At 37.5% G+C, this 24,906-nt stretch carries 18 protein-coding genes; 3 read left to right on the plus strand and 15 right to left on the minus strand.

Features of this window, described 5'->3' with window-relative positions; all coding sequences use genetic code 11:
• Position 1: 1 nt before the first annotated feature.
• The 15 genes from OZP11_RS00185 to OZP11_RS00255 form a co-directional block, all read right to left on the minus strand.
• Entirely contained in the window at positions 2-1,441 is a 1,440-nt protein-coding gene (locus OZP11_RS00185) for an eCIS core domain-containing protein (protein WP_281233225.1), read from the minus strand.
• 12 nt (positions 1,442-1,453) lie between these two features.
• Positions 1,454-3,229, minus strand: a complete 1,776-nt coding sequence (locus OZP11_RS00190; RefSeq protein WP_281233226.1) for a contractile injection system tape measure protein — start codon at positions 3,227-3,229, stop codon at positions 1,454-1,456.
• Positions 3,230-3,440: 211 nt separating this feature from the next.
• A complete protein-coding gene (locus tag OZP11_RS00195; protein ID WP_281233227.1) occupies positions 3,441-6,128 on the minus strand; it encodes a hypothetical protein in 2,688 nt (895 codons plus the stop codon).
• A 12-nt stretch (positions 6,129-6,140) separates the two neighbouring features.
• Positions 6,141-8,879 carry a hypothetical protein gene (locus tag OZP11_RS00200; RefSeq protein ID WP_281233228.1) on the minus strand — a complete coding sequence of 913 codons (2,739 nt, stop codon included), beginning with the start codon at positions 8,877-8,879 and terminating at the stop codon, positions 6,141-6,143.
• Positions 8,867-12,058 (minus strand): baseplate J/gp47 family protein, encoded by a 3,192-nt coding sequence (locus tag OZP11_RS00205; protein WP_281233229.1) that lies wholly within the window; start codon positions 12,056-12,058, stop codon positions 8,867-8,869. Before OZP11_RS00205 ends, OZP11_RS00200 begins: the two co-directional genes overlap by 13 nt.
• Before the next feature lie 12 nt (positions 12,059-12,070).
• Positions 12,071-12,481 (minus strand): GPW/gp25 family protein, encoded by a 411-nt coding sequence (locus OZP11_RS00210; RefSeq protein WP_281233230.1) that lies wholly within the window; start codon positions 12,479-12,481, stop codon positions 12,071-12,073.
• Between the two features lie 2 nt (positions 12,482-12,483).
• Positions 12,484-12,774 carry a PAAR domain-containing protein gene (locus OZP11_RS00215; RefSeq protein ID WP_281233231.1) on the minus strand — a complete coding sequence of 97 codons (291 nt, stop codon included), beginning with the start codon at positions 12,772-12,774 and terminating at the stop codon, positions 12,484-12,486.
• Between the two features lie 4 nt (positions 12,775-12,778).
• On the minus strand, positions 12,779-14,524 hold the full coding sequence (vgrG, locus tag OZP11_RS00220) for a type VI secretion system tip protein VgrG (RefSeq protein ID WP_281233232.1): 1,746 nt from the start codon (positions 14,522-14,524) through the stop codon (positions 12,779-12,781).
• Positions 14,524-15,207, minus strand: coding sequence for a CIS tube protein (locus tag OZP11_RS00225; protein ID WP_281233233.1), 684 nt, complete (start codon positions 15,205-15,207; stop codon positions 14,524-14,526). The genes vgrG and OZP11_RS00225 overlap by 1 nt, the downstream gene beginning before the upstream one ends.
• A gap of 2 nt (positions 15,208-15,209) precedes the next feature.
• Positions 15,210-15,365, minus strand: a complete 156-nt coding sequence (locus tag OZP11_RS00230; RefSeq protein WP_281233234.1) for a DUF5908 family protein — start codon at positions 15,363-15,365, stop codon at positions 15,210-15,212.
• Positions 15,366-15,367: 2 nt separating this feature from the next.
• Positions 15,368-15,814, minus strand: coding sequence for a phage tail protein (locus tag OZP11_RS00235; protein ID WP_281233235.1), 447 nt, complete (start codon positions 15,812-15,814; stop codon positions 15,368-15,370).
• A gap of 2 nt (positions 15,815-15,816) precedes the next feature.
• Positions 15,817-16,245 carry a phage tail protein gene (locus OZP11_RS00240; RefSeq protein ID WP_281233236.1) on the minus strand — a complete coding sequence of 143 codons (429 nt, stop codon included), beginning with the start codon at positions 16,243-16,245 and terminating at the stop codon, positions 15,817-15,819.
• Between the two features lie 30 nt (positions 16,246-16,275).
• Complete coding sequence (locus OZP11_RS00245; protein WP_281233237.1) at positions 16,276-18,372, minus strand: phage tail sheath C-terminal domain-containing protein; 2,097 nt, start codon at positions 18,370-18,372, stop codon at positions 16,276-16,278.
• Between the two features lie 20 nt (positions 18,373-18,392).
• Positions 18,393-19,229, minus strand: coding sequence for a hypothetical protein (locus tag OZP11_RS00250; RefSeq protein ID WP_281233238.1), 837 nt, complete (start codon positions 19,227-19,229; stop codon positions 18,393-18,395).
• The gene (locus OZP11_RS00255) at positions 19,226-19,828 is read right to left on the minus strand and encodes a Pvc16 family protein (protein ID WP_281233239.1); all 603 of its coding nucleotides are present in this window, start codon (positions 19,826-19,828) and stop codon (positions 19,226-19,228) included. Before OZP11_RS00255 ends, OZP11_RS00250 begins: the two co-directional genes overlap by 4 nt.
• 631 nt (positions 19,829-20,459) lie before the next feature.
• Between OZP11_RS00255 and OZP11_RS00260 the strand changes: the two genes are divergently transcribed.
• The 3 genes from OZP11_RS00260 (at position 20,460) to OZP11_RS00270 (ending at position 24,875) form a co-directional block, all read left to right on the plus strand.
• The gene (locus tag OZP11_RS00260; RefSeq protein WP_281233240.1) at positions 20,460-21,191 is read left to right on the plus strand and encodes a beta/alpha barrel domain-containing protein; all 732 of its coding nucleotides are present in this window, start codon (positions 20,460-20,462) and stop codon (positions 21,189-21,191) included.
• Between the two features lie 547 nt (positions 21,192-21,738).
• The gene (locus OZP11_RS00265; protein ID WP_281233241.1) at positions 21,739-23,286 is read left to right on the plus strand and encodes a peroxidase, FMP-type; all 1,548 of its coding nucleotides are present in this window, start codon (positions 21,739-21,741) and stop codon (positions 23,284-23,286) included.
• An 86-nt stretch (positions 23,287-23,372) separates the two neighbouring features.
• Positions 23,373-24,875, plus strand: a complete 1,503-nt coding sequence (locus OZP11_RS00270) for a ferritin-like domain-containing protein (RefSeq protein WP_281233242.1) — start codon at positions 23,373-23,375, stop codon at positions 24,873-24,875.
• Positions 24,876-24,906 lie beyond the last annotated feature (31 nt).

A 24,906-nucleotide genomic window follows, 5' to 3' on the forward strand; every position in this document is an offset into this window, starting at 1 on the left:
TTTATGGTGTTATTCTGATTACTTTTCCGGTACCTTTAAATGCATTTGCGCCACATGAATAAATGGTTTTGCAGAATATTGTATAGCTGCCTTTTGTTGGTGCCGTGAAATTGAATAAGTGTGTGCTGCCTACCGCAACTGGTTCTTCCGGTCTAACTGTTTTTCCGTCAGAATTTGTAATTTCAACCAGGTAAGCCGGACACGGATTTGCTTTTTTATTTTTAGTTGTTGTAAGTGTAATTGCAAAAGTTTTGCACTCATCAGTCGCTTTGAAATCATGATAAGCAACAGGGTCTGATGAAAAATTAAACTCAGTAGTTTTATCACAAACAATCTTAGGTGGCGTTTTTTTCTTTTTATTCCCTTTTCCTTTACCAATAAACAAATCATCCAGACGCCCAATGGTCTGCCCGCCTACAATGCCGTCATAAGTCAGATCGTTTTGTGATTGAAAATCAAGAATTGCAGCTTTGGTTTCGCTGCCAAAATCACCGTCAGCACCAAATTTTGGAAGATCGTAACCAAGATCAAGTAATCCGGACTGGACTTTTTGAACAGATCCTCCTTTAGATCCCGTTGAAAGACGATCCAAACGATCGTGTGTCTGCTCTAATCTGTAATCGCCTTTAAAACGAGCGGCTTCTAAGTCTTCGGATACAAGATTTTGTTCTGTCGATTTTTGAACCATTCCTGTCTGCTGAATTGTATGTGTGAGTTCGTGTGCCAGCAGATGTTTTCCTTCTTTAGAATCCGGATTGTACTTACCTTCATTAAAATACACATCGCTGCCATTGGTAAAAGCCTGAGCGCCCAATTCCTGACTCATTTGCACGGCACTGCTGTCGGTATGGATTTTTACATTGCTGAAATCAGTTCCAAAACCGGATTCCATTTCGTTTTTTGTTTTTTTGTCCAGACCGTTGCCGCCGCCTTTCGAACTATCAAGTTTTCCTTCCAGATCATTGTTCTGAATTTCCGTATTTTGATTTTGAGCTTTTTTCTGAACCGGTTTTTCTTCCTCTTTCTGGTCTTTTTTCTGAACTTTTTCTTCTTTTTGGCAATCTTCACATTTCGCCTGAACCGGTTTTTCTTCTTCCTTACCTTTTTTCTGTACAGGTTTTTCTTCTTCTTTGGCAGACTTTTTCTGTACGGGCTTTTCCTCTTCTTTTTCTTTTTTCTGTACCGGTTCTTCTTCCTTCATTTCTTTAGACTGAACTGTAGAGATAGTTTCAGAGATAGGTTTTTGCTGTACTTCTTCATCTGCTTTCGATTGTAAGAGACCTTTAGAAGCCGTATTGTTCACCACTTTGTCTGCTGTTTTATCGGCTTCGATTTCGTATTTATCTCCTGCAGAACCGGTTTTTAGTTTTTTCTGAACCTTAGAGCTGAAAAAACTGCTGTTTCCGGGAATGTCTTTTTTTCGTTGTTCAAATGCTCTCATAGCTGTATTTTTTTACCATTGGGTATAGATTAATTTTTCGATCCACGGAATTTTGACAACGCTGATATTCCACGGAATTTTTTCGAGCAAAAGATCTTGTGTCTTTCGTTCGATGCTCAGTTTTGGGTTTGTTTCGCTCCAGTCGAATTTGCCCTCGCGCTGCAGGAATTCGGTTCTTAAAACTCCGGTCGAGGTGTTTTTTAAAGCTTTCCAGTGCTGTACAGCAGATTTTAGCATTTCTTCGACCTGAAGTTTTTGATATTCATTTACTTGTATATCCCTTCGAATGGTTTCCTGAAGCGGTATACCGCATAAAAACTTTTCAAAAAGCATCGTATATTCATAATCACTTTCTTTTTGCGTGGCAGCGTAATGCAGAATATGTGCTGCTAATTCTTTGTCTGAAAGCGTATTATTTTCATTCATCACTTTGCATTTTTTCAGCATTTCTTTTAGAAAAGGATGCAGAATAATCAATCCGGCGTTTTGCACATAACAGGATTGAAATGCAGGATCGTTTTGTTGTAAATTTTGTTCGAAATTCCTCTCTTTGAAGTTGTTTTCGTCTTTGTTTTGTATAATTGAAGGATCTTTTATTACAGGATTTTCGGTTTTTGATTTTAATTGAATCTTTTCGGCTGCAGTCAGTTTTTTTGCCTCAATTGGAATTTTTGATTCCTCTTTTACTGCTTTCGTTTCCGGTTTTAAATCTGAAATGTTTTCCTCTTTCGTTCGATTTTTTTCTTCGGATTTATCTCTGGATTCGTCATTAAATTTCTCTTTTACTGAATTGGTTTCTGCTGAAATTCCGGTTGTATTTTCTATTTTTTCAAGATGTATGCCGGTTTGGTTTTCTTCTGAAAAACGAGTTTCTTTTTCGATTTTTAAATTTGTGTTTTCAGTTGTGTTTTTCTTTTTAAAAAACAAATAGTCTTCTTTTATTTTCTGTAGTTCTTCATCTGAAAAATCAGGGATTCCGAATGTTTTCAGGTTTAAAAAATAAACTTCGAAAACCATTTTTTCTGATTGAAAAAGAGCCTCATTTTCAATATAAAACCAAATAAGTTCTGACTGTTTTTTATCTGCCAGAACAGAAAAAAAAGAATACCAGAACGATGATTTAAAATCGTGCGATTTCTTATTTAGTATTTTTAATAAAATATTATTTTCAACCGCTGTTTTTTCATTTGATTTCGAGCTGAAAAATACAATCTGCTCATTCGAAAACTGATTGATAATTCGTTTCTGTACGTTTTTCTGATGAATTAATTGACGAAATGGAATGCTGAATGTGTTATTTTTAAGGTTTTTCAGATTGATTTTTTCTAAGAAATTTTTTTCAGCTTCTTTTGTAATCCACCAGGGCATGCGGCCGTTTTCTATAAAGTAAAGGAGTGTTTTTACCTCTTTATCTTTGGGTGAAATCGTCTTCCATTCTGTACCATTTTCATGCTCATTTTCAACGTGGCTCTGATCCCGTTTTTTTAGGTCATTTAATGTCTTTTGAACCTCTTTTTCGATGCGGTTTTTTATATCATTTTTTGTTTCATTAGAAGCTAAAAAAGTATCATTTTTATGAATATCAGACTGAATCGAAATATCAAGTTTTTCTATCTGAATAATTTGATTTTCAATATTTTGAATGCCGTTAAATTGTTTTTCTATAATAGGAAACAGCTCATTTTGCAGAAACACGGCAAGATTATTTTTGATGGAATCAGCCATTGTCATAGAGCGGGTATCGATCTCTAAAAAAACTCTCTGGATACTATGTGTATTTTTATTCATTTTTATTTGGATGTAATACTTTTTTTACTATCTTTACTACTCCTTAATCGGAATACTGGGACTAATGCTTGTATGATGACTTTGTGTGTTGCGCGTGTGGTATACTTTATATCTTTAATCTCGTTAACTTTTCATGGTAATCTAATGGTAAGCGCCCCATTAAAAGCTTCAGATCCGCTAGCTATATTGGTCTGAAGCTTTTTCTTTTTTATCAATATATCTTGATAAAATTTCCTTGTGATGGCAGCTGATAATAGAATTCTGCTTTTGTTGCATACTGGCTCATAACCGCCGCTACTGCAGCAGTATTTGTTATAGGACCCGGAATATGTATCATGTATTTGCTGACACGATCTTCGTTGTGTAATTTTTTTCTTAAGTTGATGAATAAAACTACTGTGTCATTTGTTTTTTTAAGGTTTGAACGATAGTAATCAAACATGCGGCTATTTACCCAGTTTCCGTTTGTCCAGTCACCGCCAACATAAATAGATCCCATTTTAGCATCAGCAGCAATAAGTGATCTTGCTATTTCGCGCAATTCAAGTCCTGCTGTTTTTTTAGGATCTTGCCCAGGGATTTGTTCAAAATCTTCAAGAGTGTAAGTAAATCTTCGCATGTCTTTCATAATTTCATGATTAACAAGCTGACTTTTATATGATTCCCATCTGGACCAGTCGCCGTCAAAAGCTCCGTAATCGTCGTCTTTATTTACGGGTTCATAAGTACTGTGAATTTTTTGATATACTTTTGGATTGTGTGCGTTAATAAGCGAACACGTAATGCCTGCCGCACGATAAATGCGGTTGTTTTTAATAATTCCGTTTTCGGTGAATTTGTATACCGGACTTGCCCATGACTGGGTTATATCCTGAATTTCAAATTCGTATTTGTCTTTTTCGAGTTTCATAATTTTTAGTTTCTTTTGTTCTTCGATAAAATCAAACAAAAGACCTGTTGGAAACTGTTTGTTCAGCGTTTCCATTACGACATGAAGACGACGCACTATTAATTCCTTTAACGGAATCCTGATGGTAACCGGAGAGGTGACTAAATTGACACCGTTTATAGTATATTTTCGAACACTCAATACATAATGTGTAGGTGTTGCCTTGATTTTACTTGGTGTTCCGTTCAGGCTTCGGCATAAATTGTTGATGTATTTTAAAGAACTGATCCAAGGATAAATACATGCTGAAAGGGTAAAGAATCCCAGTTCGCTTTCCGGATTTATTTTTCCGTCAATCGAAAAGTCCGTAATAAAAGTGGTGCCTGATTTCAGGATTAGTAAAGTGCCGCCTTTTTTTACACCGGCTTTGTGTTCGAACGCATAATTGGTGTTAAACAAGATTTTTAAATCGGCAGCATCTTCTGTAATATCCAGGATGTAATAATCGAAATCGAGTCCGTATTCGATTCTTTTGGTATTTAAAAATGTTTTTACCTCGTCGATATCTTTGTGTAAATAGCCTTCAATTCTGTAAAAATCGTAATCGTCTGTACAGTATTTCAGTGGTGTTCTGATGTAGTCGTTGTTGATCAGACTGGCAGTATGATAGCTGAAATGGTTTTGATGATTGTAAAGACTGCTTTTCTCAAAATCCCAGGCATGCAGGAAATTATCATCGACTTTGTAATAATACGGAACCGATTTACAGCCCAGCTTTCCGGTTGATTTTGAAGGTGTAATTTTAATCCCGTCAGAAACAGTCTGGAAATTGTTTAAAATGGCAGACAATCTTCTTACCAATGAATCAAAATGTTTAGCTGTTTTGTTCTGGTCATAAACCGGTGATTTGTAAAACTGATGTCGGTAATTTTTGTAACGTTTGGTCTCCTGAACAAGTCCCAACAGCAGGTGTTTTGGAAATGAACCAACAGGCGGGCGGCATTCTGATTTTATCTGAATAAAGAGGTCTTTTAATTCTTTGTAAGTCGCCACAACATCTTTTAGTAAATCGTAGATATAGTGAATATCGACCGGAGTATTCGAGTAATCGAAAGAAGTCAGCGAATTAATTTTGTTTGTAATTTCGACGCGTTGCGCATCATACCCGGAATAGGTTAGGATGACGCTCAGATTTTTAATTAAATCATTTCTGAATGAAATATCGCTGACAACCGTATTAAAAAGCTGTTTAATCTGATTGATTGCGGCAGTGCTGTTGAAAGTCGGGATTACTTTTTTTATTCCTAATTCTTCCAGAGTATTGTATTTTTCGAACAGATCGTATTTTTTGTAAAGCGTATCTCTTTTGTCAGATTCGGTTTTTCCAATAATGAAATTGGCTGTGGTTTGACTTACAACTAAGACTCTGAGATTAAAAATTTGTTCACGGCCTTTGTTAGAACAATCGATTTCATCGCACAAAGAAGCATCTTTAGCATAATTTTCAAGATACAGGAGTACCACCTGATCTTTTAAATTTGGAAAACTTTTTAATTCAGATTCACCGCTTTCGGGTGCTCCGTCTTTTGCAGGAAGTAATTCCCACATCTCCACCATTTCGGTATCTGAGAACAAAAAAGGTAGATATTTTGCTTTGTCATTCTCAAATTTCCGATAGGATTTATAATGTATACTTGGAAAATCAATATCAAATACTTTTTGTTTGTTGTCTGATTCACCGTCGATTTCGTTTTTGGCTTCACTTTTTAGTTTGATTAAATCACCGTCGGTTGTAATTCCGGTTCCCTGCGTTATGGTTAGGGTGCTAAAATCGGGACTGGATGTCATTTGAAAGCCGCAGACAATTCCTGTACCGGTAAGAAATATTCGGTTTAATCGGTTTTGGTCATCAAAATAATCGATAGTTTCGTTAAGCTGAAAATGGGTAAGCACCTGATCTGCAACGTAACTATGATAATGTCCTGTAATGGTTTTAAGTTTTGTTTCCATGACCTTATATTTTTATAATGTTCCTAAATTTGTTCGTCCTAATACTATTTTTCCTGAAATTTCTTCTTCTTCGTCTGTGCAGTTGTACAGCGTTCCGGTTGGATAAATAGAATTTAATTTGGATAATGATTTTATAAACTCCGGTAAAGCTTCTTGTTTGTTTTGGGTTTTGTCGAGCAGGAATTTTTTGAAATCTTTTTCAAAATCCAGCAGGTCATTGTCTTTATCTATTTGATGATCTTTGCGATATCCAATCCAGCAGATTTTTCCAAGTATATGCGATGGAATTTCCTGACGAATGACGTTTTCTGCAAAATTTCTAAAGTCAACATCAGAAAAACGATAGGTATATCCCGGAAGCACTACGCTGATTTTAAATGAATACGGATTTGGCACACAGCAGTCTTCAGAACAGTCTTCGATGCAGATTGGCATGTAAAACGTCCCATCGATTGTTTCATCCGGATTGGGAACCAGCAGAATGTGTTCTACCAGAAAAATCCCTTCATCGCTGAATTCTTCCTTGAAAAAACGAAGCACTTTGAGTATCGCTGTTTGTAGCTCTTCGAGCGTATCGTAATACTCGTATTGTTTTGCAATGATTCTGCCGGGATCATCGACTGCGGTTTCCGGATCGATGATCGAAAACGAATAGGTATTGCTTTCAGATTGGGTTATTTCAAAAGTTTTGATTGTGGTATCTTTAAAAGCAATTTGATTGTTTCTGTCGTCAATAAGATCTTTAAAGTCATGCTGAATTTCTTTTTCGGTGGTTTCATAGATTTTCAGGATCGAAAAATACATTTCTTTTACCGCGGAAGACTGATTTTCATACTCTTTTACGGCAGTCAGAATAACTTTGTCCTCGCTGTTTCTAATTCTCCATTTTATTTTTTCGGGCACATCGGGGTCCGGATTATAAAGCTGAACAAATAAACCGGAGATATCTTTTCTTTTAATACCTCGTTTGGACGTTACAGGGTTTTTATCGCCTTTGATTCCCAGCAATCCCGCAATTCTATTTTCGAGTCCGGTTACGTTAAAAGTATTCCACAAATTAGAGGCGGGCTGATTGAAATAATTGAAACCGCTGCCGCGCTGGCTGCTTATGGTATCGTAGCTGATTAAAAAATCGGATTTGTTTTGCAATACAATTTCATCTGAAGAATCGCTGTACAAGGATTTCATCAGGAAAGCATATGACGCAAAACGTTCGGCAAAACGCGAAATAAGATGGTCTTTTATTTGGTTTTGTCTTTTAATGGCATGATCTAAATGACCAAAAAGATATTCATCGAGTTTTTTCTGATCGGACTTTAAATATTCATCGTTTACAATTTCTTCAAAACCCGCCATATCCGATACAGCCTGCGTAAAATAGGTATTCGTAAGCTGGTTATTAATCGAAAGAAGGTCTTTTATACTGCTTAAATGTTTGAAATAACTTGCCAGAATCTGATCAAAAAACAGCAGATAGGCTTTTAACTGTTTTGCTTTGGCTTTTCGTTCTGCACTGGCAGATTCAGAAAGTCCGATTTCGCCAATGCCGTAGTTTTCAGGAAAATTGTTGGTAATGCTGGTATAAAAATCCGTTTCTGTAATTCGGCCTTTCGGAATATTTATTTCTTTGTTTTTGGATGCTTTTTTCTGTGTGTACGCCAAATCTTCTTTTAAATCTTCCAGATATTTTCGGGCTTTGGTTTTATTTACCGTAACCGGAAGAAATCCTTTGCTGAAGTTAAGCGTGCTTTTATTGCACAAAGCAGGTTTTTTATTGGCAGGAATACAGATGTTCCATACACTTCCTTCTTTTTCTATGGCTTCGCAGTTGTTCAGCGAAATGTCCTTTATAACGGTTACGCCTTCTACATTCATGATAATCTGCATAATATCTGAAAGGCGTACTTCGGTTTTTAGGGATGAATTTTCTAATTCGGCAGGATCGATAAATCCGTTTTCCAGCAGCGGACCTTCAAAAATCTGATCGCTGGAATAGCCTTTTTCAAACATTTCTGCCAATGAATAGTATTTCATGGAAGGCGAAAGGTATTTTTCGAGTTCCAATGTAATTAAGGCATGAATGTATTCTTCGTTGGCTTCCGGGGTAATTTCGATTAAAGCACAAACGGCAATTGGCTGAATTTCTATTTCTTTTACTTCCAGAACATCTTCGCAGAGGTTTCTGTTTTCATGGAATTTTTCGATGATTTTGTTTTTCAGAATCACTTTCTGGGCCAGATCTTTTTCATCAAAATCGACTAATATGTTATAGTAGCCTTTGATTTCGGTTTCTTTTATGAAAGTGTCCGGAGTTTCGCTGAAATCTTCTTTTTTAAGCGAAATTCTGCCTTCTTTACAATTGATGAATAATTTTTTGGTTGTTTTTTGAAGCCAGCAGTTTTTAATTCGCTGCGGATCAATATCGATTAAGATTTTTCGGTAATCGAGTGCTGTTACGGCCTGAGTGGGTAAAATTTCAGACGCTGTAAAAAACTGTTCGTCTATAGGACTCGAAATATTGCTTAGCAAATCCTCGATAGGCAGATTGATTCGCATTCCCAGATCGGTAATGGCGTAACAAAGCACTTCCAGAATTGTAATTCCGGGATCATGCGTGTTGTAGTCGGTCCAAAAACGGCTTCCAAGCGATTCGATGTATTCGATTCCTTTTTTTCGAAGGAAATCAAAACTCATGTCATCCTGGGTATTGATGTTTTTTGGTATACTGATATGTTGGTTTACAACTGACATTGTTCCTGTGTTTCTGTGGTTTTAACGGTACATTGTTTTACATCGGTGCTTATGATATGTTGTTTTGCCGAAACGAGAATCGATTTGGGATTGGACGGAACAGCCGCTTTATCTGATGAAATATCTCCTTTAAGAAGTTTTACATCCTGAAGAAAATCTACATAACCTAATTTTTCGATGTAATTAATAAGTGAACTGCTGTGAATGCTGACCCCGAATGTGATAGGAATACTTTTATCTACAGCCCATGGTGATAAAAATTTGATTATATCAGAATTGAGTTCCTGTCTGTAAAAATTCTCATCGTAACCGGGTCTGAATTTTACTTTTAAATGCACTGTAACTTCTTCGTATTTAGGATTTATAACAAAAGTATTGACGTGCATGGAGTTCAGCTGATCCATATAATTTTTGACTTTGTTCAGCATTGCGGTGCTTACGCGGGGCTGATAAATATCGAATACGTTTTTATTGACCGTGTCCGGAATAACAACGAGCGTAACATTGCCGGGCGACTGATATGATTTATCTGATGTATGGTTAAGGCATTTTACTTTGTACAATTCAGGGAATTGCTGCAATACCATATGTTCGTAATCCCACATTGTAATGGCGCGGTTTTTATGGCGCAGACGTTCGCTGACTCTTCTGTAATACTCTGGACTGGATTCTTCCGGTTTATGATCGAAACTGTTATAAGGCTGTGTAACCGATTTTACATTGCTTAGCCTTTGCAGCAGTTTCGAAATGGTATTGGCTTCGATTCCGGTTTTTAGATGTGATAAATCATTTGAATTATTCTGAAAAGATGCCCGAACCGCCTGAGAATGTATACCTATCATTTTACAGACTACATCGTATTGTTTGTGCATTTTGGCTCTCAGCCAGATATAATTTTCAGGAAGTCTGGTGTTGTTTTGAGTGGCTTCTTTTGGAAGACTGAATTTCAGGATTCCGGATTGCAGCAGGTTATCGGTTTCATTTAATACAATATCGGCATGGTCAAGAATGCGCCATTCGTTATTACCCAAAACAGCCCATTCTATTTTTTGTTTTCCTGTAAAGGATGGTGTTTCGGGATTTTCGCTTCCTTCCAGTACCTGAAAGAGCAAAGTAATCTGCTGTAATTCGAGTACATTTTGAAGACCAATAAACAATTCGCCGCCTTTGCAATAGGTTGGAACCAAATAAGAATCGGCTGCTTTTACATAATTCAGGCGGGATTTTAAATAACTGTGTTCTTCTGAATAGCCAAAAGGATGAATCTGGAATAATTTTGCCGTATTTTTTTTATAAACGTCTTCGATTGTTTGTCCTGTAGAAACTAAAAAACGGGTAGTTTCAGAAGCCGTGTAATGCAGTACAATACTTTCGGCAAGCGGCGTGTAGGGTTCATTTGGAATTACGACATTTTTATCTTCACTGGAAAGTGCCAGAGCGTAACTTTTAGCATACAAATGATGCAGAAATGAAGACGAAAGCGTTAGTTTTAATTCGCCGTTTTTCTTTGTATTGTAATCGGCACTGCTGTTTATCGTAAAAGTGGTTTTAAACGGATTTACAGACGAAAACAAATTGGCAGAAGTACTAAGATTCTTCCAGATATTGTCTGACAAAAGATCCAGTTTATATTTAAAATAATCATTAGAAGTTACTATTGCTTCTGCGGTATTAAATACTATTTGTGTGCCGTTTTTTTTCACTACACTATCTCTAAACATATTGGTACTGATGGTCTTTTCAGATGTTTTTTTATATGCTTTGTAATGTTCGACGAAATCGGCGGGCGTATTTTTCCACAATAATTCAACATTGATGGTTTCCCAGTTTTTAGAAAAAGCTTCGTTGTATTTAATGTGAAAGTTTGAACCCAAAACAGGTTGTGATGAAAAAGGGAAAAACGGTTTTAAAGCATTCATGCTGCCGTTGTCGTTCTCTAAAACCATGTTTTTTATGTTCTGAACGTCAACATTAATCGTAATGGTTTCAATTATATTCTCAGCTAAGGATTTATACAAATTATAGCCGTTGTCTTTTGAAGAATCCAGATAAAACCGTACTACAGGCAGACTGGTATTAAATTTATCTCCTAATACAGCCGCATTGTAACCTGTAACGGGATCTGCATTTTCGTCGAGCAGAAAAGCGATTTTCATAATTTTTCCGCTTACAGAAGTGGTATATGGATTTCCTGATTTTACAGGCAGTGACAGCTGTATTTTACCGGGATTCAACCATTTTTTTGCTGTTGTTAACTCAAGATGCAGACAGTCTATAAGGTCAGTTGGATTAACAACGGCATCGAGGTTGTTTTTAAAAGTAAAACTTATCTGAATGCTTCGTTTTCCCTGTTCTAAAGACAAAAGAGGCGAGGCAATGGCAAAACCCAGCGGAAACTGCGTTAATTCTTTTGGAGAATTTTCAGCTGCAGGACTGCCGAATGGCCACCATTGTGCATTATTTTCATCAGGAAAAGGTTTTCCTAAACCATCGTATGAATCTGCAAATGGGCGGACGGTTATTTTTTTTGAATCTTTGTGATTGTAAATATTTTTGAGTGACGTAACAACTGTTTTACCGGCTGTTAATTCATTTTCTGAGTAATAGGTTCTGGTTTTTCCAGAAGTATCTTTTCCGCCGTCGAATCCGGTTTTTGCGCTGATTTTTTCCTGAACGGCATTTTTTGCCAATTCAAAAATCAGGTATACTTTGTCAGGTTCGGCAGGGAGTTTTTCAATTTTTAGAACCTGATTGTAATAAAAATCAAGATGACGTTTGGTTAGATTGTTGTATCGTTTTTTGCTGTTTTCAAGCAGCATTAAAAAAGTCAGGAATAAGGTAAGGTGAGGCGTAATGGAGGCTTCTTTTTTGTGTTCGGCAATTACATCTGCAAGTTCTTTTTTGATGCGGTCGAGTTTCATTTGATTTTCTACCGATGGTTTCTGGTCATTCAGTTTAAAAAAATCAAAGAAAGCTTTCCAGTCTCCCGAAGGTTTTTCGGGAACAGCGGTTTCGTAATAATTTACATATTCAGAAAAATTGCAGGCAAACAAAACCCAGTCGGTTAGTTCAAAATCATTAAGTCGAATGCTTTCCGGTTGTAACGCGTTTATATAGCGCTGCTTCTGGTCGCTGCCATTCGAGGACAAAACACTCACTATCGTATTACAATTACTCATTTTTACACAATTTTATAAATCTGTTCCTTCTTGTTTGTATAATGGATATACCATATTGATTCTCGAATTGGTAGATCGTATTCTAAAATCAACCAAAACCAGTAATTCTCCGGTTAAGTCGTCGCCTTTTGTAATGTCAATTTTTTCCACATCAATTCGGGGTTCGTGGTATAAAATGGCTGTTTTAATCATTTCAGAAACAAACGTTTTCAAAGTCTGGTTCAGCGGATTAAACAAGAGTTCATCCATATTACAGCCGTATTTGGGCTGCATAATGCGCTCACCAATTTTAGTCGAAAGCAAAATCTCCAGACTGCTTTTGATATCGGCTTCGTCGCTGAGCATGGAAACCGCTTTGATGTTCTTTCTAAATTCGGGCGGAAAACTCCATCCTGTGCCTAAAAAATCTTGTTCGGTTTCCATAGCTAACCAATTAATACCGTTGGACATCCTCCTGCGATTGTGCCTCCGTGTGCGGTAGAATCGCCCATTCTGGCAGCAGGCTTACCGCCAATTAAAACCGTTGCAGATCCTCCTAAAATAGTATCCGGCGGTCCTGTACAAGTTGCCATATCACCTGCACAGGCAGCGGGAACGCCGCCAATCAGGACGGTTGCGGTGCCCGGAGGCAGTATAGGACCGCCCACATGAGGAACCGTTGCGGTTACCATTGGGCATACATGCATGTCTGTAATTCTTGCTGCTGGTGCTCCCATAATTTTAATTTATTTGTACCATACTTCCTTTTACAATCGCCACAGCTCCGGATGACATTTCGGCTCCGGCACTTCCTTCGGCTTTAAACATCGCTTTTGCTTTTAAGGAGACGTTTGTACCTTCTATTTTTACATCGCCGGAAGCGATTAACTCAATATTTCCGGCGCTTTCCATTTTAATACCGCTGCTGTCGATGGTGATAATATTCGAATTTTCATCTTCGATTTTAATTACTCCTTTGTCTTCATCGAGCGTTATTTTTTTTCCGGCTGGTGTTTCAATTCCAATTGATTTTTTCTCATCATCAAAAAGGACTTTCATTTCGCTTCGGGTTACAATTCCTTTTTGATGATTGTCATCTGAAGCCGGAATAGGAGCGGGTTTGCCGCTGCTGTGAAGCATCCCTAGAACAATGGCGTTATTGGGATCTTCATTTACAAAACCTATAATAACCTCATCTTCAATTTCAGGTCTGAAATAAACACCTCTGTTTTCTCCTGCATCTGGCGAAGAAACTCGGCACCAGATGCCCTGTTCTTCATTATTAATGATGGGAATTTTAACCAAAATCCGGTCTTCGCCGTTTGGATCGCCTTCCAGCTGGGTTACAATCCCGGCGTGAAGTCCTTTGATGGCAGGAATAATTCCGGAACCTGTTGGTGTATGAATGTCAAATGTTTCAGAGAACCATTCGGGATTTAACCCAAATTGGGCATCGATCGTCCAGTTTCCTTCATTTAATTCGTGGAAAACACCTGTGATATAGGCTTTTCCGTTAAAGCGGTCGCCCACGCCTTCGAGCGTGATAATCGTATTGGGTTTTACGGCTGGAATTCCCTGAAATTTTACTCTTCCGCGGATTTTTGATAATTGCTGAAACAGTAATTTCGCATCGGCCCAATCCTGAAGTTCAACTTCTGTAATGGTGCCGCCGTGGCGTAATTCGAAGTTTTCGAGTTTTACAATATCAGATAAATCAGCAGCGGACAAATTGCCGTTCAGGCTCACACCTGGGTCACTGGCTTCAATTTCGACCAATTCCTGATTGGTATAATCCCAGCTGTACGAAGAGACTTTTGTAAACTGATTGCGGGCGTCAATTTCGGCATCAAAATCAATTAATGAAGCGCCAAACGTAACGGTTTCAACAGATGAAGAGGAAACATCCGGTTTGCATATCTTAATTTTTCCGTTCTCTGTAAAACACAATTTTCCGTTGGCCTGCGCTCTTGAAACAATGAAATCCCAGTCGGATGTATTGTACTGCACGAGCTCTTTATGGCTGAAATTGGTTGCTTCGACCTCTTTTTCCAAACCATAAGCATCGATGATTTCTTCGAATACATCGCTGTCTTTTACTTCATAAAAATATTTGCTTTTTCTGCCAATGGTCAGTTTTACAGCTTCGTCTTTACATTCAATAATCAACAGCGACGCGTTGTTTTTTATTTTAATAGAATGTTTGATGATAATGCCTTTGTAAATCGTTTCTTCATCATTGTGATAACCTGCATTTATTTCGATTTTTTTCCCCGGAACCAGCAAATCTTCATTGCTTAATTTAAAATCCCTTTCCGAAGCTTCTCCGTCTAATAGTACAATTTGCGCCATAGGAATTCGGTTGACCTCATTTTGGACCACTATACTTTTTACCTGAAAGGTTTTAGATAATTCTTCGCCTTCAATTAAAATTTTATGCGTTACTAAATCGGCACTTTTACTGGTTTGTATGACTCCGCTGTTGTTCATCAGGATTGCTTTTGTAAAGGCGGAAAGAATAATTTCTGCCCTGTTTTTAATTTTCTGAAATTGACAATGTTGTTTACCCTCGCGACTTCGAGATAATATTTAGAATCACCGTAGATGTAATAAGACATTAAAGGCAGCGTATCGCCGTCTTTTACGACTCGGTAATGCGTTAAGTCTGGCGATTTATTGTTTTCTTTTGCAGCTCTTAGATTATCTTCTACAAATCCCTGAAACTTTGCTTTTGCAATGGCTCTTATCGGTGTACCATCGGGTTTAAAGAGTTTGAACTCGACGTCCATTTCTGTTAGCGAACCTTTAAACAGAAGGGTTCCCCAGGAAATAATCAGGTAATTTGGTTTATGCTCATCTCCATTGTAATCCAGAATGACTTTTTTGAATTTCTCCAGATCATCAATAATTCCGTTAGGCACACTTTGGTAACCGTTGATTACACCGGATCTGTCGAACACAAAATCGAGTTCCAGGTTTTCGGGTAATTTTTTATTGAATCGCGGCGAAACCGTACTCGTTCCTGCTGCCTGTGTGGCATCGGTTTCGATCTTATAATGAAAGGTGTATTTCTCCGGATTCATAAGCGTAGAAAATTCACCTCCTGAAATTTTGTTATTAAATTCAGGATCACTGTAAGCGGCGATTTTTAATTTTTCTAATTCTCCGGCCATAATCAGCGTTCTTTTTTACGTTCGATGATTTTCATTACTTGTTCCACACACTCAGCCACCGGATCTTCATCTTTGCTTTTTGGAGCAGATGGAGGCGGGGCTTTGGGACCTTCGTTCACGTTTATTTTAATGTGAAGCTCTTTTATTTCTATTGGCATAACTAGCTTTTAATTAAAGTGAAATAATTGTAGCTGAGCTCAAAGTTTTCGACGACAAGCTTGCTTTCTTCGGCACTAAAATCTTCTACGGCCCATTTTACGGGAAAAGCATGTACGACATTCCAGGAAATCAAAGGCTGATGTTCTTCATTCAGCAGTTTAATGGTCAGGTTTACAGGTTTAAAAGAAAAATTTTCTATTGCATCCCTGCACCAGTCAATTACAGCAGAATCAAGCAGCATTCCTCTCTTTAAAGTCAGGTTTGGATATTTTGTTTTTACCGGAAGTTTGTGCTTGAACCTGTTTTCTCCACCTTCGGCTATTTCTTCGGTTTCAATATCCACAGACAGACCGGAAACCGACTGAAACTGATGGTCTTTTTCCTTAGAGCCAATGCCTTCAAATTCAACTAAAAAATGAAAACCGACAGGCGGATAGTAGTTAGCCATGATTAATCATTTTGAATAGACAAACCTTCGTGTACCAGTTCCATAGATTCGATAGCGACTTCGTTTCCGTCTGCTTTTAAATCAGTAGACTGAATTTTTGTCGGCCAGGCATTTTTCACCTTCCAGGTAATTACCGGTTCGTGCTCTTCGTTTAGCAGTTTGATCGTAATATCTCTTCTTTCTATCGTATTTAGTTTTACGGTATTCCACCAGTTGTAATACTCGTTGTCGCCTGCAAAAGTTCCTCTTTTTAGAGTAATGTTGGAGAATTTCTGCATGCCCGGCATTTTGATTTTGCTGTATTCGGGACTTGCTCCCTGACGGTATTCTATAACTTCAGTTTCAACGTCTAATCCGGAAACTTCTGTAAATCCTATTTTTGTTCCACCCCAGTCAACTGAGAAATGAAACTTTGGTAGCGGATAACTCATGATTTAGTATTTTTTGAGATTGATAATTAGTTAAGATTCCTGCATTTTATGAGAGAAACGAAGGATGATAAATTCTGCCGGACGCACAACGGCCATTCCGATTTCGACTATCATACGACCTTCCAGAATGTCGAGTGCCGACATCGTTTGTCCTAACCCGATTCTGACATAAAATGCCTGTTCCGGTTTTGCTCCGGCCAAAGCTCCGGCTCTCCATTGCAGGATCAGGAAGTTCTCGATCATGGCGCGGACTCTTATCCAGGTATTGGCATCGTTGGGTTCAAACACAAACTGCTCGGTTGCTTTTTTGATAGATTCTTCGGCCATGTTAAAGAAACGTCTCACCGGAACATAACGCCATTCGTTGTCATTTCCCGCCAAAGTTCTGGAACCCCAAACGAGTGTTCCTTTTCCTGTAAAGGTTCTGATTGCGTTGATGGATTTTCCGCTTACGGTATCGATATTTAAATTGTCCTGAATGGTGTTTGTAATTTTTACCGTTGGACGTATTACGTAGTTCAGACTCACATTGGCAGGTGCTTTCCAAACGCCTCTGTCTTTGTCGACTCTTGCATACACTCCTGCGATGGCAGAACTTGGAGGAAGTGTTACCGGAAGATTGTAAATCTCTGCCAAGATTTTGTTGTACGTTGCATTGTCAAAAGTTTCAACAGCGCTTAGTTTTCTTCCGTTTAATTCGCCGTTGTTTACATCTTTTCCGTCAATTGATTCTATTGCGGTGATTACCGCAGCAAGATCAGTTGTCACAGAAGCAAAAATATTCACAACATCGGAGACATTGCTTTGAGCGGTTAAAGGAGTGTAGTTTAGAAGTTTTTTTAATTCTGTATCAAAACTGACAGCATCTGTCTGGATTAGTTTTTTCAGTTTGGTATCAGTGTTTTCATCCTGTAATTTTTTCTTTAATGTTTTTAAGTTTTTGTATACAGAATCGATTTTGCCTGCCGCTGTAAAGTTTGAATTAAAAGTTGTCAGTGCAGTTGAAATAGCTCCTGCCAAAACCATATTTTCGTCAGAAATAGTACTAATAGCCGCGTTTGCTTCTTCGTTTACCGAATTTCTCAAAAGAGAGATTTTTTCTAAAGTAGCCAATAAAGGATTCAGTCTTTTTAAGAATTCCGTTTTTTTAGTATCATTTGTAGTAAAATTTTCAGGAAGATTAAAACCTGTTGTATCGCTGCTGTATAACTGTAATAGCAAATCACTTATTTGTCCCTGAATTTTCTCAGAATCAGGTTGAGATACCAGTTGAGCTATCGTTGGAGTAAATCCTGTATTTACATCTGTGATTAAGGTAAGACCCGCAGCAATTTTATCGTAAGCCTTTGCGGTATAGGAGTAATGTTTTAAAATAATTTTAGTACTGTCAAAAGCATAGTCCAGTATCGTTTCAAGATGCGGATAATAGGCTGCACCGTATTTGATAGTGTCTTTCTCAACACTGATCACATTTCGCAGCTCATCGATATTATCATCCACAGGGCTTGATTCGTCATAACTTAAGGTATCAACTATCGTAAAACGATCCTGCAGGTTTTTGCATTGCGCCAAAGCATCGTTATATAATCCGTAAAAGTCAGCAGGCAGTATACCCGATACTCTGGTAGCGTCCGGAAACACAATAAGAGTAGGCTCGTCTACTTTTTCCAGTTCCAGTAAACCGTCGCCTAAAGCTTTAGTATTGATTATTGCGGTAACAGGAGTATCTAATTCGTCTAAATCAGAACCATAACGGCCTACTGATATGATATAACACGGTCCGCCGCCATTGGCAAAGTACAGCTGCAAGGAATAATACATTAAAAAAGGCTGTTTTGCAGCTGGCTGATCTACTACGATAGATCTGATATCGCCATTATCAGTTAAAACATCATTAATTGTCACGTTGATTGTTGTTTCCGGTTTTGCAAAGCCAAAAAAACGTTCATATTCTAATAAAGAAGTTATACGGGTTGGTTTTAGTTTTAAATCGCCGTTGATCTTGTTTGTTGCTTTTTCGGTATACCCTATAAAAGCAGGAATCGCTGTTTCTACCTGGGCAACAGAAGGAGGAAATTTTACGATTTCCTCAACATATACCCCCGGTGTTTTGTAAGTTGTTGCCATAATTTATTGTTTTTTAATTATTAGATAAATATTTCAGAATAGTAATTACCGCTGATTTTTTTAATTGATTTTGCAGAAGGATTAGCATAAAGACTTTCCTCGGCCTGAGGAGGTGTAAAATCAGTCAGCGGATCAATTTCAACAAAACCGTACTGGGTGAGCGGTTTTGCGGCATTGGTTTCAATTTCGGTTTTTGCTTTTCGGTTAATGTATTTCCAAAGCGTTTTTCGGTTATCAAAATGAATTTTAAAATTCGGTCCTGTCAGTTTACCCTGGCTGGTAATGATGTTCCCCGAAGTTTTATCGCCCTTCAAAGTGAGTGATACCAACCCGAATACGCCTTGTTTTTCTGACGGATGAAGTGTCGAAATCAAATCAGCCGTTGTTTCTTCGGATACTAAATAAGAATTAGAAATTAATTTGGTTTCGTTTATTTTAGGAAGATATTGAAACGTAATTGGCTCAGTTAAGGGCTTTACATTGCTGAAAAGGAATACTTTACTAAAAGCAAAATCCAGATTCGTAAAATTTTCAAACTGAAAGTTATTAATGGTAATAATGAAATTTAAAGTCAGGCTGGCGGGAATTTTTAAAAAAGGCTCATCCGGTTCTTTAATTTTTGTATAAATCCTAAAACCGGTTTTACTTTTTTTAAACAGCATTTTGTGGTTTCTCAATTCAGTATTGGTTTCCAGAGTAGGCTGAATGGTTAGGAAGGAATCGACGCTGAAGTTTTTAAGCATTTTTTCTTTATCATCGGCAGACATCGCTGCAAAGGTTTTTTCGCCGTTATCCAGATAATAGTTATGAAGAATTGTTACTTCAAACAACAAGCCGTATGTAAGATCAAAACTCATGACTGATTCTTTATTTTAGTTGCGCTCTGGTAGTTGCTTACAAGCTGTCCTTCGGCCTGCGCTATATCGCGTTCAATTTGTATCAGGCTTACTTTGTACAAGGCAGACGGAAGCTGTTTACCGCCCAAAGTTCCCCAGATATAATTCAGTTCCTCAAAAGTGGGGGTATAAAGCTCAACCGTAAATCTGAAATTTTCTACATGAGCCATCGAAACATCGTTTCGGTTGAATAAGGTATTGGCTTGTGTAAAAAGTTTTTTGCCCTGAAAAAAGGCAATGATTTTAGAGATATCTTTGAGCGAATTCACATATTTGTCTCTGTTGGCGCTGAAAAGCAGGTACAGATTTAAATTGATGACACTGTTTTTATAAATGGTTCTGTCGCTTTCGATACTGTGATTAGGGAAATTTTTTAAAGCCGCTTCTTCGTCAAGATTAATTAAAGTAAGTGCCACCTTGTTTTTTAACGCCCCTGCTATATCATCGTTTTGAGATTCCAGGTACGCGATATTTTCGGCTACAACCGTTTTTTCGAGCCCAATTTCATCGAGATAGTTATTTACTTGTTCTACAACTATTTGAATAATCTCAAAAATCATTTTCTGCTAAATTTAGGTTCTAAATTCCTGTTGGATTTACAATGGTTTACTAAAAAGTATTTTTCAGAAAGTACCATTCAAAAAATCATGTTTTAAAACAATATCGGGTATGAAATTCTGTACTGAAAAAATAAGTTCTAAGGCTCAGATGGGATAAATGGGGAAAGATTTTCCGGCTTTGATTTGAAACTTGTGGTGTAAAAGGGAGCTTATACAACCTGTCAAATTTAGAGAAACAGAAGTGTATCAGGAAAGGGTATATTTCCCCTTTTTTTAGGGTTTAAATACCTGTTAAATAATTGATTTTAAAATATTTAGTATTTGTTTTTTTGTGTTTGCCTTTGTTGAAAAACAGGCGTAAACAATTGTAAAACCAGATGTTTTTTTATAAGAAAGAAAAGAGATAATCTATTTTCGGGAGTCTTTTTTCAAATTTATGGAAAATTAGATTTGCACCTAAAGTTTTTCAGGTGTCGCCATTTTACTCTGCAGCGATTTTCAAAAAGCAGTCATTTGAGGTTTTGCTGCAAATTTTCCCTGCTTCATTACAAAAACGGAATTTTCGATGTTCCTTTTATGAAATTTTAAAATTCAGTATGCTAAATTTGAGTGTAATGTAAAAATAGTATGTATGCAGATCAATACAAATTCAGATTCATTTTGGGGAGTTAAAAAGAGAATCCCCTTCTGGAAAAGATTCTTCTGGAAAGAGAAAACGACAGCTAAGGCACTTACTACTCCCGAAATAATTGGAAAATTATGCAGCGGAATAACAATGGGAACAGAAAACCTGAAATCGTTTTTGTTTTCTACCGATATGGCCCTAATCGAAAATAATGACGCCGATGCTATCCTGGCGGTGTATCCCTTTGCGCCATCACCCAGAATAATTAAAGCTTTGATAGATTTTTCGGGTAAACCTGTAATCTGCGGTGTTGGCGGCGGTACTACAAAAGGAAAGAAATCCCTTGAAATGGCCGTATACGCTGAAGAAACCGGAGCAGCAGGAATTATCGTAAATATCCCATTTGAAAATAGAGACGTAAAAAAAATAAAAGAAAAAATAGCAATCCCAATAGTAGCCAGTGTTGCCACATCTGATTACATCTTTTTAAAAAACAAAATAGAGGCGGGAGTTGATGTTTTTCATGTAACAGCAGGAACACAAACTAATTCGATTATAAAAGATATAGCCACTCAGTTCCCGGGCTTTCCTGTAATGGCCACGGGAGGAAAAAGCCTCGAAAGTATAGGAGAAGCGCTCGATGCCGGCTCTCAGGCCATTGTGCTGTCGCCTCCTTCAAACAAAGATTTATTTAAAAACATGATGGTGAAATACAGAGGAAGCTTAAATAATTTTTAGAAATTCCAGATTGCAATCTCCGGAGGCATAAAATCCAATACTTAAAAATCCAAATTGAACGGGTCAAAATATCGATACGGTATTTAGGCCCGTTTTTTTATACGCAAAGTGAATTTTAGATTTTATAATTTCGATAAAGATGTAAGAAAAAACAGGTAAATATACGTACTCCTGTTTTTGAATTTTGATTTAATATTGTAAGAATAAAGAAGTCGTAAAAGTTACGGCGTTAGAGCATATAAAAATTTAATAAGTTAAGAAAACGAAGGTTTTTCAGAAGTTAAGTATCATAGTTATTAGTACTATATAATTGTTTTTCTTTTTTGAAAATCTGTTTGTTAAGTTGTAATTGTCTTATGTTCGGTAAACGAATAAAAAGCAATTCGAAACCGGAAGAGCAGATGTTCGGGAGGAAAATAAAAGAATTAGAATATCTATTTTATATTGTAATTATTGTAAGAAGTAATTGCTGCCTGACAGTGGTGCTTTTCATTGGATTAATTGCAGTTTTTGATTGAACGGATTATTAACTTTTAAAACTCATATTATGCTAAAACGTACCAATTCTGCCGAAGAGATCCATGTATCTCTCGCAGCCAAAAGTTTTGACGCAGGTCAGAATGAAGTCCAATTTGAAAGCGCTTCGGATAGTCAGGGGCAAATAGAAAAACTTCTGTCCCAATACTCAAAAGTAGCAATCGAAACCCCAATCAGACCTTTTCATGAAAGCAATCTTCAGGAGATACTTAAGAAAGTCGATTATGGTGTTTTATGTCTGCTGGAAGGCACGTGGGTAAGCCATATACACAACGGAAAAAACGATAGAAAGTTCATAGGGAGCGGTATTCATACTACCATTATGCCGTCTCCTGGAACCAATGCAGGCACGATTCCGGGAAAATACAGCTTTGAATGCGAAGAATATATCGAAAAACTGACCTTTAATTTAGTTGAAGGAGGAGTCCGAAATCGCGGCGGTGCAAACGAACAATTCTGCGGTGCCATAAAATACGAGCAGAGCATTAAAAGTGTAAACAAAGTTGGAGATCAATTAAAATATACCCCAATTCATGAAGAGAACGGAATGTATTTATGGCTTAGTGATGTATTCAATTATGCCGCTACCGAAAAAACAATTAAAGATGATCGTGGTATACACGCTATAGCGCCAGATAATGAGAACAAAGATTTATATAAAAGCGGCTATCAGGACGAAACCCTTTTTCATATTATTAATGAAAAAGGCGAAAAAGAATATGTAACTCTTGAAAATTTAAACGGAAGAGACTACTTTGATATTCTTCCGGCAAAAGAACTTAAACCCGGAGCCGGCCAGACAGGACCTTATTTTATACCGGATTACTCGATTTCAAGAAGCGGTGTTATACCGCATGGCAGCACCATAACCTTATTAGGAGATATGGTTCCTACGGTTGTGAAAGTTGATGGAAAAGATAAAGTAGTATATGTAATAAACGGCGCCCCGGATTTTCCCGAAGGAAAAGCAGCATGGAAATACGACCATCTTTCTATTTCCAGAACAATGGGTGGTGCCGGCGCAAGCGCAGATCCTATAAATCTGGACGATCCTGCACCGGCCTGGGTAACTCAGGTGCTTGATGATGTGAATGATCCGGGAGAAAATAAAATCTACACACAACGTATTCTTGCTCACCCTTTATATCCGTATTCAGTACGACCGGATTTGCGTCTTCGCGACAGCAATACAGGAGAAAATATAGTAAATCATGCTTTCATTCAGATGTCTTCTAAAAATAAAACCGGAGCGCAGGGCGGGGTTTTAAATGTTCCGTTTGTAAATCGCTTTGTTCCTGCTGTTGAAATGAATATGAGAATGTGGATCGAAACGGTTAAGGAAGGAGACAAAGAAATTCTACAGCTGCAATACGAGCAGATTATATTTTTTGAATTTGATTTTGGCGATGACGGCGGTACTACAAGCTGGCCTCATATACAAGTAAATACACTTCGTAAAATAGATGATGTTTCGGCAGAAGAGAAACGTTTAATCGAAGAACAATTTTCAGCGTCTAAAGCGGCAGCAGCTTCGGGATGTCCTTATCATAAAGAATAAAATCAAAAAATAAATCAAAGTATCTGAACAGAAAACTTTGATTCCCCAAAAATCAAAAAAAATAAAAACAAACAAAAAAAGACATTATGAATTTCAACCCCAAACGAGACCATTTTATATCACCGATATTAGAATGGGCAAAAGCAAATAATGCCCCCAAAGCAAATTTAAATACTGGAAAAAACCTGTTCATTACTACAGATTTAGCTCAGGAGATTGCTGATAATGTAATACATGATGATGTAACTGAGATAAAACCTTTTAAAGTTCCCGCTCAGTTTAACGGAAAAGATTATATCACGATGCTTCTTCAGATTGATGCCGAGATTGAGCAGGGCTTAATGCTTCAGTATCTATATGCGGCTTACAGCATTGGAGGACCGCAGATTCCGGAAAAACACAGAGAAAAAGTGCATACCTGGCAGAATATAATTCTGGGTATTGCAAAAGAAGAAATGGGACATTTTATCTCGGTTCAGAATGTATTGAAAGTAATTGGAGCGCCACTAAATTTCGGACGTGAAAGTTATCCGTGGGACAGTCCTTTTTATCCGTTTCCTTTTACCCTTGAAAGGTTTTCTCTCAGCTCACTTGCCAAATACGTATATGCCGAAGCTCCCGCAGAATGGCTTGAAAGCGGTGAACCTTTGGCAGAAGAAATAAAAAAATCAGTAAATTCAACAGTCTCAGATCCGCATACAGTGGGAGCCTTGTTTATTGTATTGCTGCAGCTTATCCAGGATCCGGATGTAATTTCAGACGAAACCTTTCAGGCTGCAACCTACAATTATCAGGCTAAGTTTGATGAATGGGGACGCGGTTATACAGGAGGAAACAGAGGAAGCGACGGACAAAACATTTATACCAAAAGTCCGGATGTATTAGTAGCTCCTTTATTATCCCGAGATGATGCCTACAATGCCTTGTCGGAAATTGCAGAGCAGGGAGAAGGCTTAGATACAAAAGATACCGTACCCTCGCATTTTGAGCGTTTTTTGCACATCTATAAAGAATACAAAGAAATACTGGCAGAAATTCCTGCATTTGAACCTTCACGAAATGTGGCAACAAATCCGTATGTGGGTTCAACAGACGATTTGGAAACTGCCGTGGCCGCAATTGAAACAGAAGGCGATAAAATTACAAATCCGGAGTGCATACTTTGGGCAGATTTATGCGATATACGGTATCGATTGCTGCTTAATTTCTTAAACCATAGTTTTTTACTGGATAACGGGTATAACAATTCAGGAAGTTATTCGCCGAGAGGTATGATTATCAATTCCGCTTTTGGAGAAATGTATAATTTAAGAAGCCTGTCTACAATTTTGGTTCAGACCCCAATAAATAAAAGTAACGATAAAACGGCAGGACCTCCTTTTACACTTCCGTATACATTCGATCTGCCTTTTGGAGAACACAATAGATGGAGACTGCACAAAGATCTGCTGGAAGCCTCAAATAACATTATTAAAAAATTGAAGAGGTTAAAAAATCAGCCGCATATTCAGTACCTGAACGGATTACAGGAAGCCGATCAAAAACTGCTTCAGGCAATTGCAAGTTTAACACAAGAAAATTTGGTATAGCCAATATAATTTAACTATTTAAAAATATTAC

Origin of the sequence: Flavobacterium gelatinilyticum, assembly GCF_027111295.1 — a bacterium.
Classification (GTDB): Bacteria; Bacteroidota; Bacteroidia; order Flavobacteriales; family Flavobacteriaceae; genus Flavobacterium; species Flavobacterium gelatinilyticum.

Excerpts from the sequence above, each read along its gene's own strand:
- OZP11_RS00255 (WP_281233239.1), bottom strand. The coding sequence starts at position 19,828 with ATGATTTTTGAGATTATTCAAATAGTTGTAGAACAAGTAAATAACTAT.
- OZP11_RS00240 (WP_281233236.1), bottom strand. The coding sequence starts at position 16,245 with ATGAGTTATCCGCTACCAAAGTTTCATTTCTCAGTTGACTGGGGTGGA.
- OZP11_RS00190 (WP_281233226.1), bottom strand. The coding sequence starts at position 3,229 with ATGAATAAAAATACACATAGTATCCAGAGAGTTTTTTTAGAGATCGAT.
- OZP11_RS00260 (WP_281233240.1), top strand. The coding sequence starts at position 20,460 with ATGCAGATCAATACAAATTCAGATTCATTTTGGGGAGTTAAAAAGAGA.
- OZP11_RS00245 (WP_281233237.1), bottom strand. The coding sequence starts at position 18,372 with ATGGCAACAACTTACAAAACACCGGGGGTATATGTTGAGGAAATCGTA.
- OZP11_RS00200 (WP_281233228.1), bottom strand. The coding sequence starts at position 8,879 with ATGTCAGTTGTAAACCAACATATCAGTATACCAAAAAACATCAATACC.
- OZP11_RS00235 (WP_281233235.1), bottom strand. The coding sequence starts at position 15,814 with ATGGCTAACTACTATCCGCCTGTCGGTTTTCATTTTTTAGTTGAATTT.
- OZP11_RS00195 (WP_281233227.1), bottom strand. The coding sequence starts at position 6,128 with ATGGAAACAAAACTTAAAACCATTACAGGACATTATCATAGTTACGTT.
- OZP11_RS00265 (WP_281233241.1), top strand. The coding sequence starts at position 21,739 with ATGCTAAAACGTACCAATTCTGCCGAAGAGATCCATGTATCTCTCGCA.
- OZP11_RS00270 (WP_281233242.1), top strand. The coding sequence starts at position 23,373 with ATGAATTTCAACCCCAAACGAGACCATTTTATATCACCGATATTAGAA.
- OZP11_RS00185 (WP_281233225.1), bottom strand. The coding sequence starts at position 1,441 with ATGAGAGCATTTGAACAACGAAAAAAAGACATTCCCGGAAACAGCAGT.
- OZP11_RS00205 (WP_281233229.1), bottom strand. The coding sequence starts at position 12,058 with ATGAGTAATTGTAATACGATAGTGAGTGTTTTGTCCTCGAATGGCAGC.
- OZP11_RS00210 (WP_281233230.1), bottom strand. The coding sequence starts at position 12,481 with ATGGAAACCGAACAAGATTTTTTAGGCACAGGATGGAGTTTTCCGCCC.
- vgrG (WP_281233232.1), bottom strand. The coding sequence starts at position 14,524 with ATGAACAACAGCGGAGTCATACAAACCAGTAAAAGTGCCGATTTAGTA.
- OZP11_RS00230 (WP_281233234.1), bottom strand. The coding sequence starts at position 15,365 with ATGCCAATAGAAATAAAAGAGCTTCACATTAAAATAAACGTGAACGAA.
- OZP11_RS00215 (WP_281233231.1), bottom strand. The coding sequence starts at position 12,774 with ATGGGAGCACCAGCAGCAAGAATTACAGACATGCATGTATGCCCAATG.
- OZP11_RS00250 (WP_281233238.1), bottom strand. The coding sequence starts at position 19,229 with ATGAGTTTTGATCTTACATACGGCTTGTTGTTTGAAGTAACAATTCTT.
- OZP11_RS00225 (WP_281233233.1), bottom strand. The coding sequence starts at position 15,207 with ATGGCCGGAGAATTAGAAAAATTAAAAATCGCCGCTTACAGTGATCCT.